Source organism: Arthrobacter sp. GW822-FHT05G07, from assembly GCF_058799755.1.
In genome coordinates, this window is sequence record NZ_JBXALT010000019.1 from 34314 (window position 1) to 49138 (window position 14825).

Sequence of the window (14825 nt, forward strand, 5' to 3'; positions counted from 1 at the left end):
GATGCGGACGCTGCGCGCGGTGCTCGCTGGAAAACGACTGCGTCGTTCCGTTTCGGCTGGTCAGGCTACTGCCCGGTCCTTCCTTGGCAAGTCTGCACCGCCGGCTTTCGCGGCATATCCTCGCTCCGCTCCGGTATTCCACGCTCCGGCGCCTCCGACTGGCCAATTCCCTCACCGGCCCAGTGCTTTCGGGCGTGCCGAAAGGAACTTCGGCTGTGGGCAAGCGAAAGGTACAGTCATGGCTCTCATCTCACCGACCACTGTGAAACGCGAATACGGCATCCCTGTGGCGCGGCTGCGCCGCTGGCGCCGGCACGGCATCGGACCCGAATACTTCCAGCTCACACCGCGCAGCATCGGGTACTACACCGGCGACCTCGCCGACTGGCTGGCGGACCCGGCCAACGCGCACCTGCACGGGCTTCCCGGTCACGGACCCGGCTCCCGGTGCCGCCGGAACGTCCCGGCCGGAAGCTAGGGTTGGACCATGGCAAACCACGACATTGAATCCACCCGCAACCAGGCCCGCGCACTGCTGGACTCCCGCATCGAATCCGTCACCGACCTGGTCACCGCACGCCAGCGCGTGGCCGACCTGACAGAACAACTCACCAACGCCGAACGCCACGCCAACCGCGCCTACGTGCGCGCCACCAAAGACGGCTGGAGCGCCGAGGAACTCAAAAAACTCGGACTCGAACCCGCCGCGGCCGGCCGCCGCCGCAAGGCAGCCGCACGCACCACCGCAGCCACCACCGCCACCCCGCCCCACGGGGACCCCCTGGAAGCTTCCATCGAACAGGGGTAGCAGAAACCGGGACCGTTCCCCGGGGCCCATCACAGCCGTCCCCGTTCCGCCAGAAGACGGGGCCGGCTGTCTCAGCTCCGGACCACACCGCACGCCTCCCAGGACCCCCTGGACGCAGGAATGGCCGCCACGTTTCCGTGACGGCCAGTGCCTGCCCGGGGCTGCCTTTGCGTCCAGTCATCCGGCCCGTCCCGGGGCGTCCCGGGGCGTCCCGGGGTGTGATGCTCAGGCATTGGCAATGGTCGAAGCGGCGCCCGGCATGGCGTCCTTGTCCCGGCCCTCCAGCCCCGGAGGGTGCGCTGCCCGGAGCCGGTCAGTCGAGGTCCGGAGTGGCCGCGGCGGGCGCCTTGATGGCGTCCTGGTTGATACCCAGGTGGCGATCCCTGGACGCTGCTGGTGGGAACATGGCTGGTTAATATCGGCTGTCGGACAAACGCTGCCGGCGGAAGCTTCAGGGAACGGCCGCGCGGTCGTACTTTTAGTCCCCGTCCCCGCCGGGCGCGGCCTCCATGGTGCCGGCGGCGATACGGTCCTGCGTTTCTGTACATGCCCGTTCCAGGTACGCGACGGGGTCCTCGTCACTGACCCGCCACACACGCCGGCCACCGAGCTGTACACCGCGCAGATCCTGGGAGGCCAGCAGCGCGTAAATGGCCGGCATTCCCACGTTCAGGATCTCCTTCCCCCGGGCGGGCGTCAGCATCCGCGGGAACTGTACTCCGGGGCATTCCGGGTCCGGCACAACCGCTGCATCCTCACAGTCACGTGCCATGGCGGTCAGCCCTCAATCCGGTGCAGCAGTTCATCTTTCGTGCGCTGCCCGCGCCGCAGCCCGCCGGCCGGAACCGGCTCCCATGTCCGGCCGCCGTTGTGCTTGCGTTGCAGCCGCTTCACTTCCCGCAGGGTGGCCCGCACGATGAAGTCCGACACGCTCGCATCCCCTTCCAGGTGCCCCGCGGCCAGGAACGCGGCACGGACCTGCCCGGCTTCCTCCCCGGTGAAGTACGGGGTGAAGGCGGCGATCTTTTTAGGCACCGGACACCTCCCGGTCCGTGGTGTTAATCCGGCCGCCCGGGTTTGCGTCCAGACCGAACCAGGGGTCATCATCGGCGTACTCCCGCGCGCTGATGGCGAACCCGTCCGCCGGGTGAATGCCTCCATTTACCGCACTCTCCGGACCCGGGTCCGCACCGGAAGACCCTTCACTTTTAGTGAACCCCCGGGGGACGGCCGCGTAGCGGAGGGACAGGCCGATCTCGTCGACCTCGAGTTCGATCACAGTGCGCTTCTCCCCCGCCTTCGTCTCATACGACCGGGGCTTGAGCCGGCCGGTGGCGACGACGCGGCTGCCCTTGGCCAGGGAGGCGGCGGCGTACTCCGCCGCTTCGCGCCAGACCGTGGCACGCAGGAACAAAGTTTCACCGTCCTCCCACTCTTTGGAGGCCGGGTCGAACATGCCGGGCGTGGAGGCGATGGTGAAGTTCGCGACCGCGGATCCTCCCGGGGTGAAACGCAGTTCGGGGTCGTTGGTGAGGTTGCCGATGACGGTGATGCTGGTTTCGCCTGACATTGGTTTCGTTCCTTCTCTGCTGGTTTCGTTCTGGCGGTTCCGGTGGGGGTTTGTTCAGGCGTCGCGGACGCGGCCGGTGACTGCTTCGATGCTGATGATCTGATCGATCCTGGCCGGGTTCAGGCCGGACCAGTGGTTCTCGGTGCCGTCCTTGTCATAGATGACGACGGGGACCTGGGAGTAGCCGAGCTCTTCGGTGATGTACTCGAAGGCTGCCGGGTTGGTGGTGACATCCACTTCATGGAAGGCAATGCCGGCCTCTGCGAACTTCTGCTTGGTCTTGGTGCAGCCAAAGCATCCGGCGGGCTTGGTGTAGATGGTGAGAGTCATTTTCAGTCCTCGGTTTCGTATCACTCTTAGAACGTGTTGGGAAAGTTGTCGGTCTCTTACCGGTGACTGAACCGGGCGACGGGTCCAGCATTGGAATATGAAGGATGCTTCAACTCCGCGCCCCTATCCTTCGGATCTGACCGATGAACAGTGGGCGCTGATCGCGCCGATGGTCCCGGTCAAGACCGGGGGCCGGCCCGCGGTCCATCCACGCAGGCGGATCGTGGAGGCGATCCTGTACGTGGACCGGACCGGGTGCGCCTGGCGGATGATGCCCCATGACTTTCCGCCCTGGGACACCGTGTACTGGTACTTCAAACGCTGGAACGCAGACGGCACGACCGACCGGATCCACGACGCGCTGCGTGCTGCCGCCCGGGATGCGGCCGGGCGGGACCCGATGGCCTCGGCCGGGATCGTCGACGCCCAGTCGGTCAAGGGCGCCGACACCGTGGGCAAGGGATCGCGCGGGTACGACGCAGGCAAGAAGGTCAACGGCAGGAAGCGGCATGTGGTTGTCGACACCCTCGGCCTGCTGGTCGTCGTGCTGGTCACCGCGGCGAGCCTGCAGGACCGTGACGGCGGGCGCCTGGTCCTGGACAAGGCCCGGATGAAGATGCCCTCGATCGTGTTGGTGTGGGCCGACGGGGGCTACGCCGGCAGGTGTGTGGAATTGGCCCGCCGCCTGCTGCGGATCACCGTGCAGATCGTGAAGAAGCCCGAGGGCCAGCGCACCTTCGAGGTCCTGCCCCGGCGCTGGGTGGTGGAGCGGACCCTGTCCTGGCTGGTCCGCTGCCGCCGCCTGGGCCATGACTACGAACGGCTTCCCGCCCATGCCGAGGCGATGGTCAAGTGGGCCATGATCGGCCTGATGGCCCGGCGGCTGGCCCCGGCCTCCGGACGCCGCCCCTGGCAGCCAGGAACACCAAAATGAGCCCTTTCCCAACACGTTCTCAGTTAGGTTCGGCTGGCTGACTTGCTACTCCAATTCTAACAATCATTCAACTGAATGGATAGCTCTTTTGCCGGTGTTTTAGGGGTTTTTCCGCTGAATTTAGTGCGAATAGCGGGACGTCAGGCCGTCAGCAAAGTGGCGGTAGTGTCAGTTTCAGAAGTCGTCTGCACTGAATGTCAGGAGTCCTCTGCACTAAGCCACTGGGCGGCGGAGTGCCGGGCCGAAGTGACCTTTATGCAGGTGAGTATCGAGCAGAAGCGGCGTTAGTGCAGAGGAGTATCGAGCAGCCAGTGTTCAGAAGTCATCTGCACTACCCCGAAATCACGGGAAGTCAGTGCAGTCAGCTTCTGAAAATGACAGCTGGCGTGGTCATTCCGCAGGTACGTCCTGGCAGCAGACCCCGGGTGCTTTGGAGCCTGCAACGGGGCCTGATCACGAAAGTCCGCTCCGAATGTGGGAAGGGAGGTCGTCATCCCTTCTGAAGAAGACCCTCACGGGGACTCGCCAAGGCGCCGCGCGGCTCTGCACGCGAGAAGGACTTTGGCCGCGGAGGAGGGTCAGCCTTTCGAACTGAATAAGAAAGAGGGACGACCGCAGGTCGTCCCTCTTCTTTGTTGTGCCAGATCAAGCTGGTCCGGCTCCCGGCTTAGGAGGGCGATCTTCTGGGTTGGGCATCATCTTCTCAACAACCCAGCCTGCAAACACACCAGCCTCGATACCTAAAAGCCTCAACTCATTCTGGTCTGCCGAGGATCGGATTGGAGCTAGGGCGATTAGTAGACCCAGGCGGTGCGGCAGGCATGTCCTGACCCGAGAAGAGCTTTCGCTTTGGGTTCTCGGTTTTCTCGACTTCGGCAAACACTGCCATGTCTCGCACGTTTTTCTGAACGGTGATAGCTCCGAAGAGAGACATCAGCATGGCGAGACCGTAGAAGCCCTTCTCAGACAGAAGCATATCCGCATTCCAAAGACCGATGACCAGTAGCGAAAGTGACGCAATAACGGAGAACCATGCCACGCCGTAGTAGATATTCGTGACTGGGATATCCTCAGCTCGATCTCGAATCGTCTTTTGGATCGAGATTACCGCGAACAGTCCGAAGAGTAGGATCGTGAAGTAGTATCCCTTCTCGTTAAGCTCCATGCTCGTTGCGTTCCAAAGACCGATGAGGTAGGACGACACTCCAATGAGCAACGCAACCCAGCTAGCGCCGATGAATGCTCCAGTGGGCTTCTGCGGGACAAGTTTAGATTCAGCCATGTAATTTTCCTTTGGTTGGATCGAGCAGATTACTTATGTCTTCCGGCGTATTCAAGCGTCTGAATCGATGAACACCATTTTTCAATCGGTTTGACTAAACACTAGGCGAAAGAAAGTCCCACCCTCGACGAAGCGTTCTACACGGTGGAGACTGGTTGGCCGGGCGGGTCAGCGCAAGGCATCAGAGTTCCCGAGCCATTGCGCCAGCTTTGGTACGCAACGATCCTTCTCGGTCGGCAAAGTTAGGAACGAAAGCGTCCTGTTGCTGGTCTGCCACGGGGTGTTTCGCTCATCCATTGGAAGGTCGGCGCTGGTTGCCGGGTAGGCCCGCGCTGCGATCGATGCTTCAAACGTCGAGGAGTACGCATGCAGCTGGTAGAGGTCCTCACGGTCGACGCCACGCACGCCGCCGAGTCTCTTGTACTTTGCATGCGAGTCGTTTAGGAGGCGGGCCCCTCTCCGTCGGCATTCCCGAGTAGGGCTCGCGGGACCTCCTGTCGCTCATGGTTGTGTTCCTTCCACGTGGGTGGGGCGGCTTAGGTGACCGGCAGTTCCCTTCTCCCCCGACGCTTCTATGAAGCTTCTATATCTCGTCAACCCCCAATTTTGGAGGTTGGTGCGGTGTTGAGGTGTCGGTAGATGCTACGGGCGAGGTAGCGCTTGAGGATGCGGCGGATCTCACGGTCGGTCTTGCCTTCGGCGCGTCGGCGGTCGACGTAGGCGCGGGTGTCGGGGTCGTGGACCATTCGGACCATCGCGATGACATTCAACGCCCGGTTGAGTTGCCTGTCTCCGCCACGGTTCAGTCGGTGCCGTGTGGTGTTGCCCGAGGATGCGGGGATGGGGTTCACGCCGGCGATCGCGGCGAAGGCGGCCTCGCTGTTGATCCGGCCCGGGTGAGACCACGCGACGAGAGTCCTGGCTGCTGTGACAGGGCCGATACCGGTCTTCTGAAGCAGCCCGGCGGCCGGGCTGGCTTCGACGAGGTCGCTGATGCGCGCCATGTTCTGGTCGAGCTCGGCGTCCAGTTCCAGGACGCGCTTGGCCAGACGGATCGCCTCGGTGCGGGCGGTTGCGGTGGCGAGAGGTTCTTCCCGGGTGCGCCAGCGCGCGGCCTCGGCGATCGTACGGGCGCCGAGGGGCCGGCGGGCGTCAATGCCGAGGTCGGTGATGCGTAACAGGGCGGTGAGCGCGTTCACTGCTCGGGTGCGCTCCCCGGCGAGCTCGTCGCGGGCGGTCAGGAGGATCTGTGTGGCGGCACGCACGCCCTCATCCTGCCGCGGGATCCGCAGTTGATCACTTGGCAGGGACAGCACGGTGGCGGCGATGCGCTGAGCGTCGAGCGGGTCGGACTTGCCGACCCCGCGCCGGCCACCGCTCATGCGGGCGGCCTCGACGACACGGTAGCCGGTGTCGGTGACGTTGCGCGCCAGCTGCGCACCGTAGCTGTTGGCTCCCTCGATCACCCACAGTGCGTCGGCGACACCGCTGGTGCGGCGTCCGGCCCAGGAGATTGCGCGGGCACGGCCCGCCGCAGTGTTCGGGAACGTCTCGGTCCCGAGGTGCTGACCTGCCGCCGTGAGGACTGCGTAGGTGTGAGTTTTGGAGTGGGTATCCACGCCGATGACGAACGGATGAGTATGCGCGACAATGGTGCTCACAGCGTCCGGTTCCTTTCCTTGCACGGGCGATGATCCGGTCGCTGACGACCGGCGCCGACCCGGAAAGGGATCACTTCGGGGCATACCTGTGATGAGCCACGACCCCGCGAGGTCGGGCATGCTTCTGATCAAGCCACTGAGGTGGGCCGGGCAGGCGCCGGTCACCCCGTCGCAGCCGGACAGTTCATAGGCAAGGCACCCGCGGGGGGCCAGTTTTGTCATGAGTCACAACCACGGCGGAGCGACCAACGTCAACCCTGCCAGCCGGTCCCGGACCAGCCAAGTAAAGACTCACAGTCTGTCAAGCGGGTGGAAACGGGTGCGGGCGCGGACCACAATGTTTGCCGGTGAGCGGGGCGGTTTAGGTGATCGGCCAGCGTCTCCTCTCCCTCGTTGTTTTGGCTGCTGGCGAAGCTTGCGGAGCTGTGGCCGACGGAGGCCTGTCTACCCGTAAGGGCAAGGGCGGGAAATTCCCGAAGGAAATCAGCGACGAATTAGGAGGGGCTGGACGGGCCGGAGCGGACACGTACAATCCGTCAGGACAGCAGCCAAAAAACGTCGTAGACACAACAGGTCCGGGCAAGGCGGAGCTCTGCGACGTCGGGGCCGGGCCCAACAGCCGGCCGCGCCAGCGGACGCCCGATCCTGTGAGCCCTGCGAACCATTCATCAGCACCCCACGGAATCCCCCAGGTTCGTCCGGGTTGCCGGCCGTCCAGGACTGCCTGGCATCCTGGGGACACCGGGTAAGCCCGGGCAATCTGGCAGCTGGTCAACGCACGATTGGAACAGCTGGATGCCAAGCAAGTAGCAGTTGCGTTGACTCGCCCTTCGGCCCCAGATACTACGACCAAGGGCCGGTCAACTCCCTCAGATCTCTTCGTCCCATTTCCTTAGAACTGGGATAGGGGCCGGCCTGACCTAGCGAACCCACATCGGCACATCCCGGAGTTGCCGCTGAATCGTTGGAGTCCGAAGACTCCTATGCAATCGCTATCCGAACGGCGGAACAGGCGCGTCGGGTTACGGGCATCAGAGTTCGTCAGACAGTTCCGAAAATTGCTTCAATACAGCCTTGCAGGGCGGCTGCTGCGACTATTAGACCACCGAGACCCAAGAGGCCAAACCCTAGGTCTTCGAAGGCTTCGACTGACTTCTGAATTGCGGCCGCCTCGCTCTTTTCTGCCTTCAAGCGTTCGCGCTCCGCTTTTCTCGCCGCGGATGAGGGCCGCTTCACCCAGCCAACCATGGCAGTTATGGGGCGGGAGCCCCACGGGGATTTTAATGCAGGAGCCTTGTCTGGGTTGGCTTCCTTGGCGTCCTCAACTGCCCTGGCAGCGTTTTGCTGAAAAAAGCGAATCCCGACCATCAGCATGCCTCCAACTCCTACGAACATCGCTCCCACGAAGTTCGCTATAGGTGGCTGGGCCATAACCGCAAAGACGACGAAGGTCAAAACAGAAATCGAGATCAAGGCCACGAAGCCTTTCCGGTTCTCTTTAGTCTGATTAGTCTGAGTTGAGGTACGAACTGGTGTCATGTCCAGAATCATTCCTCATTCCCCTTACTCCCCCCTAGCCGGCCATCAACTGCGTGGATTGTGGGCGGCATGAGAGGTACTACAAAAATGTCTCACTTCCTTAGAACCGGGACACCCCGGGTGGGACACTCCCCCTCGCATCTGAATACGCAGAACGGCGCGTAATCTGATTGTCCCGGAATTCAATCCACAATGGTCGCCATATTCAACCGTAACGACAGCGAATTTAGGTACGGTGCATCAATGGATATCGGGTATGCGAGGGTTTCAACGCCTAAACAGGACGTGGCGCGGCAGCTGGACGCCCTGGCGGCCGCCGGCATTGACAGTGAGCATGTCTACGTAGACAAGAAGTCCGGGGCCACCAGGGACCGTCCAGGGCTGCATGAAGCGCTGCGCCAGGCGCGCCCAGGAGATGTGATTGTCGTTCACACCCTCGACCGGTTAGGCCGGACGGTCCGGGACACGCTAAATCTGGTTCACGAATTAAAGGAACGTGGCGTCGGGATCCGGACACTGGCCGATCCTCTCCGAATCGACACATCGACTCCGGACAGTCCGATGGCGCAGCTGGCCGTCGTCATGCTGGCCCTCTTCGCAGAAATGGAACGCACCTACGCCGCTGAACGGGCCTCCCATGCCCGGGCGGTAGCTGCCGCCCATGGCCGTCACACCGGACGTCCTTCCGTTGTGGATCCTGACAAGCTCGAACATGCCTTGATGCTCCGGGACAAGGGCGTGCCCATCCGCGAAATAGTCACCAAGACTGGACTGGCGCGCACAACCCTCTATCGGCATCTCCCGCCAAGGTGAACTCACAGCGGCCAGTTCTGACCGACCTCTACAGCCCCATCATCTTGGACAGGGCATTTGTCCCAAGTCCTATGATGACGGTGCCGAGAAGTCCGGCGACCCATCCAAGCCAGGTCTTTATTTTTGGCTTGCCGTCCTTCATCAGTTCAAATCTGGGGATGAACTTCTGCAGAACGGCAGCAGCAACGAACGATACAAGGACATTTAAAACGAGAACTATTGCCACTAAATCCCATGTGCTCTTGACATAGGGCAGCAGGAGCAACGCAATTACCACGGCGGTGGGTACCGCGATTAGCGTGTGCCCCCATCCACTACCAACGAGGCGTCCAAGCCAGCTGCTTTGCCGCTTCAGTTCAACTTTGAGTTGACCGGCGGCTGACGAAACCCAGTGAACAGGTCCTCCAAGTTCCGCCTGACTACCATACTTCCCGAGTTCCAGCCGCAGGAAGGTCCCACCTGAGTACTGCTGGCCAAAGGATAGTTCGATGCGCTTCACTTCCCGTTCGTCCAGATCTTCAATGAGGACGTCAGGGGAACCGGTCCGCCTTTCGTCCCAGGTCTTTAGGCTGACTGCCATCTCAAGATCCAGTTCCTTAACTGCGCGTTCGGCGGTGTAATGGCCGTCTTCTTCCAGCGACCCCAGAATGCGGGCCTCTTCCATAAGGGTCGTTGGATCAGCGAAACGACCGGGGTCCCCTCCATTTTTTGAAATATTGGTTGCGATAGCCGCAGCCAACGACTCCACTCTCGCCTCGTTGAGCTCACGAGTTTTTGCCCTGCTGGCCGTTAACTTTTCTAGCGCTTCTGCGGAAGCGGACGAGTGCAGGGACTTGACCAAAGTGACCAACCTCGCCAGATCCTTTTGGTTTCCCCACCACGTCGGCAGCTGTATTCGGGCCTTAGTGGTACTTGACTCGCCCACTTCTCTCCTCTGTTTACTCTGTTCCGGTCCCGGGTCCTGTGGTGTTCGACCACTCCCCCGGGTACTGCTATCTGGCTTGGGGGACGTACTTCCCCGTTAGCTATCCTTGAGCCTCCGGCCGCCGGGCAGTTTCTCTCCCCATGAGGGGTACATCTCGCCCTGGTTGTGTTCGGCTTCGCGGCGGCGGGTTTCTGCTTCGATGGCTTTAGCAACGAAATGTGCCCAGGTGTTATCTCCCTCGGCGTAGCTGGTCGCCTTGTACGCGGCCTTGGCGCGATTGCGCAGAGCGGTTGGGATGCTTACCGTCATGTTCTCAGTCGGGGAATCCTTTGGTTCTTCCCTCTTCGCCGGCGCCTCCTGGCGGCGCCCGGAGAGCATGCGCGCTAGTGGTGCATCTGTCGTGGGTGCTGCGGCGGGTCGCGGCGGCAAGCCCAGGGTGGGCCGGCCGGCGTTCTGCTCGGTGCTCATGCGCTAACCTCCTGGGACTCTGCAGCGGCTACCCGCCGCGTTACTTCCATGGCGACTGCATGCAGGTCCTCAGCAACGCTGGATGCAGACCTTGGCCCTGCATTCGTGGCTTTAGCTTCTCCGCGACGAATCTCCCACCATTTGGGTGCTTTGCTAAGTTCCCGTTCGAGCTCGTGCGCCAGTAGCCCGCGCTCCCGGCAGGCCTGGGCAGTTGCTTCTGCGTGTCGGATGGTCATTGGGAACAGCACTTCGTCGGTGCCGAAGTCGGCGATGAGGTGGTCGCGGGTGACTTTGTGGACCTGTTTTGAGTTGGTTCCGGTTCCCACCAGGACAACACCCAGGAGATCGAGTGCTGGGTTGAGTCCCACGACGCTGTCCATGCGTGCTGCCACCGCAGCGACGCCTTTGCGGCTGGACATGTCTGTCTTCAGCGGCACCAGTGCGTACCGTGCGGCCGCGACGGCTGATGCCTGGAGGGGCTCGTTTCCGGGCGGGCAGTCAAGGAGGACGAGGTCGTACTCCCCCGCGATGGTTGCGAGCATCTTTGCCAGGGCTAGGTGGGCTGCGTCGCGGTCCTTTTGGGCTTTGGCTCCGAGAAACGCTGCTGCATCATCGAGTTCGGGTCCGCCGGCAATGACGTCCAGGTTGGGTCGGATACTTGTGAGCAGGGACGGCTCTGCACCGAAGCAGAGAGCCGCTGCCAAGCTCCTGCCGCCGTCCCCCTTGTCGGAATAACCTAGGTCCTCCGCAAGGTTGCCCTGCGGGTCCAAATCCACGAGGAGTACGCGTGAGCCAGCCTCCGCGAGGAGTCCACCGACGTTGGCTACCAAGCTGGTCTTGAAGACCCCGCCTTTGCCGTTGATTACCGCGATTACCCTGCTGAGCGCGCCGCGGTCCAGATCGTGTTTCATCGAATCTTCCTTTCACAAGTGTTCCCAGCGTAACCAGGCGGCACTTGTTTCACTTGTGAAGCTGGCTTGCGTGTCTTTACTTTTTTCACAAGTCAAAAAAGTAAAGCTGTTATGGCAAGTTTTACTTCTAAAGCAAGTTTCAATTGCTTTGCTGTATACGCTTCATTCGCAAGCGAATGACCAACATGAGGAAACCCTGCAGGTAAGCGATTGAGCGCCGCCCTGCAGCTCTTCCGTCGCGCTGTCCCCCGCTGTCGGCCCCCGGTGGAGACCGGAGGATGAATCTCAAAAGCGGTCCACATTGGGCGTCAGTGCTTGCCGTTTTGCGGCAGCTTTCTCGGAGCCCCCGTCCTGTCGTCGTCCGCATATTCAGTGCGCCGGAGGTAACCGGAAAAATGCGTACAGGCAACCCGGGCATCGCTGCAGCCCCCGGTTCGTCGTCTATGCGGCGTTCCAGATCGCAGCATCCCCAGGAGGCAGCCAATACTCCTCCCGTTCCTGGTCGTACAGTGCACCTTCATCAACCTCAACGGTCCGGAAACGGTCCAGGTATGCGTGCCAGCGGGCGCGTTCGAACCGGTTACGGCTGATGTGGGCCTGGTAGTCCTCCAACACGCCCAGCCTTGCCGCCAGATTAGTCAGATTAACTGCCCTCCTCTTCCAGTGACCGTGGTCGCGGTAAACCATGCCCAGGGCCTCCATCTCGGTCAGCGCGGTCGATACGGCGTTGCGGCTGATGCTCGTAAAACGGACAATCTCCGCGGTGGTGGGGGAGTGCCTAGCTCGTTCGATGGATTCATAGACAAGGGCAGCCACGTCTCCCAGGCTTCGGAACACAGGTCGCACGGCATGGATGCGTCCTTTGCGCCACGTCAGCTCCCTCGCTAGTTGCTGATAGTGCCGAGGCAACTGAATGAGGTAGACGTCTGCTGTCTTGTGGCGAGCATCCGCGACTTTGGTGAGAATTCCATCGGAGGCCTGGGCCAGAACGGGAAGTAACCGGGCAATGGTGACATGGTGCTTTCCCAGCGCGACCGCAAGCGTACGACAACCGACATCGAGAAGATCCGTTTCTTTCGCCCTCATGTAACCCAGCAGGCCGCGGACCAGGAGGCGGAGGCCGAGTCCTTCGCGGCCCCTGGCTGCCAAGCGGTGGTCCAGGACGGCGTACAGGACATTTTCCAAGTCGTTTACGAGTTGGTGGATTGACGCGGAACTGCGGTTGAGTGCCCCCCCTGTGGGTTCAGTGGGGCTTGTGTTGTTAATAAGGGCATTGATTTTTCCGGGTTCACGGGACTTACGTTTTTGGGTGCTGCCGGCGTTGGTGAAGGCCTGGGCGTTGGCCCATTCGCTGGAAAGGAGTCGCGCCTGTTTGGCTTGCGTGCCGTAGAGGGCTGCCAGGCCCGGGAACTGGCCGGTGAGTTCGTTCCGTACCTCTTCCAGGGTCCATCCGCACGCAGCGAAGTGGTTCAGCACACCCATGCGGGCCTCCGAGGCGCTGGCGTACGTAGCCGTGTCGTAAAGGCCAGTGCGTGCAATCCGGCGCAGGGGGGTTTCGCTGCGGCCAGCGACGGGCAGCTGTCCAGCAGTGGTCCGTACTGTTGTTGCTGCTTTGGCTTGGCGTTTTTGGATGGCCTTGTTGCGGGCCAGCTCCGGGGCCAGTGCGGCGCGCAATGCTGCTATGGCACGCGCTGAGTTGCGGACGCGGAGGGTGGCGTAGGCCTGGGATAGGGGAGTAATGAGGGTTTGGTGGCCGCCAGCCTTGTGCCTTGAGCCCGGGACGCGGATGCAGCCGTCGGTGATGTTCTGGTGGGGGCTCGGGTCCAGGCTTGCGGCGAGAAGGCCGAGGGCTTCGACAAGCTCGCGGGCTTTGGCGGCGGTGAGGCGTTGTTGAAGGGGAATGTAGATGTGCCTGCCGCCGCTGGGGGAGAAGTCCTCCACGTAGCTGACGTTGGCTTCGTTCAGAAGCTTCCTGAGCCGGGCTGCGTCTGAGTCCACGACGCTCTTCAGTGCCTTGGATGTATCCAAGTCGATGCAGAGAGTGGCTACGGAACCGTCCGTACCGTGGATCATGACTGCTGCGGGGTGCTCGGGCAGAGACGTCGTAATGGTGGGCGGAGTTGCCGGCCGCGGGTATTGGAACCTGGTGCCCATCCATCGGCCTAGGCGGTAGGACGCTTGGCCGGCGATCAGGGGTGCAAGGATCCACGCCTGCTGAGGGCTAGGTTGGCCCGCGACACCCTTACGTGCGTGCGTTGACGCGGAATTGACTTCCGGTACCATAGACAGCAGTTACTCCTTCGGGGGAACGACAAAATCCACCCACTGGGTGGGTGTTGGACAAAAGTTCAGATCGACATCCCGCCAAGAACGAGATCTGAACTAAATACTTAACGAAGGCCCGCCATGTGCGGGCCTTCAGTTATTAACTGGCTTTCGGTATAGGCAATGTCTCCTGATTGCGCAGTTCTTCAAGGTCGATGGAATCTATATGCCTGGCAACCAGCGGTGTCAGGTAATCAACTGCGTTCGTGCCAAGAATTTCCATAATGGCCCGCAGCTTTTCGGCCCGCGCAAGATCGGGCTTGACCACAAACGTGTGCCGGGGCCCCTTGGAAGGGCGGCCTCCCTGAGCAAGCTTCTGAATTGCCATAGTGCTATCTAAGCGGTTTTGATAAACGAAACCCTGCACGTCGCCGCGGCGTGTCGCTCTTTTTGAAAGAGTCATCGCGTGGGGTGTGACTCGCCCAGCAAGCTCGTGACAGATTCCAGATTGCATGATTCCAATATGTCATGAAACCAAGAATTTTGGGATTTGGGACCCTTTGAGGGCTACTTCTTCCACGCTCTTCGGACTATGGCTTCCACGGACTCGCCGGCAGGATCAGTTGCAGGATTGGCAGCCATGGCATCCCGGAACAAGGTCCTGGTCGCTCTCAAAGACCGAAAGTAGCGTCCCTGGCGGTCGATACGCCACCGCGAGACTCCCAAGTAGGCGGCAGCTGCCCGCCGCTCCATGCCATCTGCCAGGCACACCTTCACTGCCTGGTAGATGACGCGATAGGCAGCCTCATGCTCCCGCGGTACTTCCGCTAAGACGCTTTTGACTGCTTCCTGCGCTTGTTGAGGGGTAGTCATGTCTCCCGGCCTTCCTAATCGAGTGAGAGGGCAGATCCCAGCTCGGTTTTCACTTTTCTGTTCCTGCGCGCGTAAGCAAACAGCGCGAGTCCCACGACCACGAGGGCAGTGGAGGCATAGGAGATGAGCATGTACAGGTAAACCACATTCCCGCTACCAAACCACTCGACGGGGTACGCTCCGGCGCGCAAGAGGGAGAGGGTGAAACCGCCGGCAATCATGCCTGAAGCCATCCGGCCTGTCCGGAGAGGGTTCTTCGTGGAGTCGAGGTACGCCGGCCGCACCAGGGGAAGGACAATGTAGGCCACGTAGAACAGCACTAACCAGGTGTTTATGCGAACGCTGGGCTGTGTGGCGAAGTCGAGCATCTGGGGGGATGAATACGGGGCGTCTGTGGCCACGACAGTCCATAGCAGGCCAGCGGAGACGAGGCCCAGCACAACGGT

Annotated in this window: 18 protein-coding genes; 4 read left to right on the forward strand and 14 right to left on the reverse strand. The window is 61.7% G+C overall.

All coding sequences use genetic code 11. From position 1 onward, the window contains the following. The first annotated feature begins 238 nt into the window (after window positions 1-238). Window positions 239-478: a helix-turn-helix transcriptional regulator gene (locus AC1RJY_RS23750; protein ID WP_253033893.1), complete on the forward strand. Its 240-nt coding sequence runs from the start codon at window positions 239-241 to the stop codon at window positions 476-478. 9 nt (window positions 479-487) lie between these two features. Next, window positions 488-808 carry a hypothetical protein gene (locus AC1RJY_RS23755; protein WP_253033892.1) on the forward strand — a complete coding sequence of 107 codons (321 nt, stop codon included), beginning with the start codon at window positions 488-490 and terminating at the stop codon, window positions 806-808. A 478-nt stretch (window positions 809-1286) separates the two neighbouring features. Here AC1RJY_RS23755 and AC1RJY_RS23760 read toward each other — a convergent pair whose 3' ends face one another. The 4 genes from AC1RJY_RS23760 to AC1RJY_RS23775 are packed head-to-tail and all read right to left on the reverse strand — an operon-like array spanning window position 1287 to window position 2708. After that, window positions 1287-1580 (reverse strand): helix-turn-helix domain-containing protein, encoded by a 294-nt coding sequence (locus tag AC1RJY_RS23760; RefSeq protein ID WP_253033891.1) that lies wholly within the window; start codon window positions 1578-1580, stop codon window positions 1287-1289. 5 nt (window positions 1581-1585) lie between these two features. Next, a complete protein-coding gene (locus tag AC1RJY_RS23765; RefSeq protein WP_253033890.1) occupies window positions 1586-1843 on the reverse strand; it encodes a ParB family protein in 258 nt (85 codons plus the stop codon). Further along, window positions 1836-2378: a single-stranded DNA-binding protein gene (gene ssb, locus AC1RJY_RS23770; protein WP_349472059.1), complete on the reverse strand. Its 543-nt coding sequence runs from the start codon at window positions 2376-2378 to the stop codon at window positions 1836-1838. Before ssb ends, AC1RJY_RS23765 begins: the two co-directional genes overlap by 8 nt. A 54-nt stretch (window positions 2379-2432) precedes the next feature. Continuing rightward, a complete protein-coding gene (locus tag AC1RJY_RS23775) occupies window positions 2433-2708 on the reverse strand; it encodes a glutaredoxin family protein (protein ID WP_253033889.1) in 276 nt (91 codons plus the stop codon). 97 nt (window positions 2709-2805) lie between these two features. Here AC1RJY_RS23775 and AC1RJY_RS23780 point away from each other — a divergent pair, with 97 nt between their 5' ends. Then, window positions 2806-3642 carry an IS5 family transposase gene (locus AC1RJY_RS23780; protein ID WP_253033888.1) on the forward strand — a complete coding sequence of 279 codons (837 nt, stop codon included), beginning with the start codon at window positions 2806-2808 and terminating at the stop codon, window positions 3640-3642. A gap of 754 nt (window positions 3643-4396) precedes the next feature. On the opposite strand, the gene yiaA is transcribed toward AC1RJY_RS23780, so the two are convergent. The 3 genes from yiaA to AC1RJY_RS23795 all read right to left on the reverse strand — a co-directional run bounded on the left by yiaA (window position 4397) and on the right by AC1RJY_RS23795 (window position 8136). Then, complete coding sequence (yiaA, locus tag AC1RJY_RS23785; RefSeq protein WP_253033887.1) at window positions 4397-4924, reverse strand: inner membrane protein YiaA; 528 nt, start codon at window positions 4922-4924, stop codon at window positions 4397-4399. A 593-nt stretch (window positions 4925-5517) separates the two neighbouring features. Then, a complete protein-coding gene (locus tag AC1RJY_RS23790) occupies window positions 5518-6585 on the reverse strand; it encodes an IS110 family RNA-guided transposase (protein WP_253033886.1) in 1068 nt (355 codons plus the stop codon). Between the two features lie 1041 nt (window positions 6586-7626). After that, on the reverse strand, window positions 7627-8136 hold the full coding sequence (locus AC1RJY_RS23795) for a hypothetical protein (protein ID WP_253033885.1): 510 nt from the start codon (window positions 8134-8136) through the stop codon (window positions 7627-7629). Between the two features lie 231 nt (window positions 8137-8367). On the opposite strand from AC1RJY_RS23795, the gene AC1RJY_RS23800 reads away from it, so the two are divergent. Next, entirely contained in the window at window positions 8368-8937 is a 570-nt protein-coding gene (locus tag AC1RJY_RS23800; RefSeq protein ID WP_253033884.1) for a recombinase family protein, read from the forward strand. Between the two features lie 28 nt (window positions 8938-8965). On the opposite strand, the gene AC1RJY_RS23805 is transcribed toward AC1RJY_RS23800, so the two are convergent. From AC1RJY_RS23805 to AC1RJY_RS23835, 7 genes are all read right to left on the reverse strand, one after another. Continuing rightward, on the reverse strand, window positions 8966-9787 hold the full coding sequence (locus AC1RJY_RS23805) for a hypothetical protein (protein ID WP_253033883.1): 822 nt from the start codon (window positions 9785-9787) through the stop codon (window positions 8966-8968). A 171-nt stretch (window positions 9788-9958) separates the two neighbouring features. Further along, the gene (locus AC1RJY_RS23810) at window positions 9959-10330 is read right to left on the reverse strand and encodes a ParB family protein (protein WP_253033911.1); all 372 of its coding nucleotides are present in this window, start codon (window positions 10328-10330) and stop codon (window positions 9959-9961) included. After that, window positions 10327-11241 carry a ParA family protein gene (locus tag AC1RJY_RS23815; protein ID WP_253033881.1) on the reverse strand — a complete coding sequence of 305 codons (915 nt, stop codon included), beginning with the start codon at window positions 11239-11241 and terminating at the stop codon, window positions 10327-10329. Before AC1RJY_RS23815 ends, AC1RJY_RS23810 begins: the two co-directional genes overlap by 4 nt. A gap of 441 nt (window positions 11242-11682) precedes the next feature. Then, window positions 11683-13395, reverse strand: a complete 1713-nt coding sequence (locus AC1RJY_RS23820; RefSeq protein WP_349472053.1) for a hypothetical protein — start codon at window positions 13393-13395, stop codon at window positions 11683-11685. 271 nt (window positions 13396-13666) lie between these two features. Then, window positions 13667-13969: a hypothetical protein gene (locus AC1RJY_RS23825; RefSeq protein WP_253033878.1), complete on the reverse strand. Its 303-nt coding sequence runs from the start codon at window positions 13967-13969 to the stop codon at window positions 13667-13669. A gap of 104 nt (window positions 13970-14073) precedes the next feature. Next, on the reverse strand, window positions 14074-14379 hold the full coding sequence (locus AC1RJY_RS23830) for a hypothetical protein (RefSeq protein ID WP_349472055.1): 306 nt from the start codon (window positions 14377-14379) through the stop codon (window positions 14074-14076). A gap of 14 nt (window positions 14380-14393) precedes the next feature. Next, the coding region (locus AC1RJY_RS23835; protein ID WP_498603683.1) for a hypothetical protein at window positions 14394-14825 on the reverse strand (432 nt) is incomplete at its 5' end.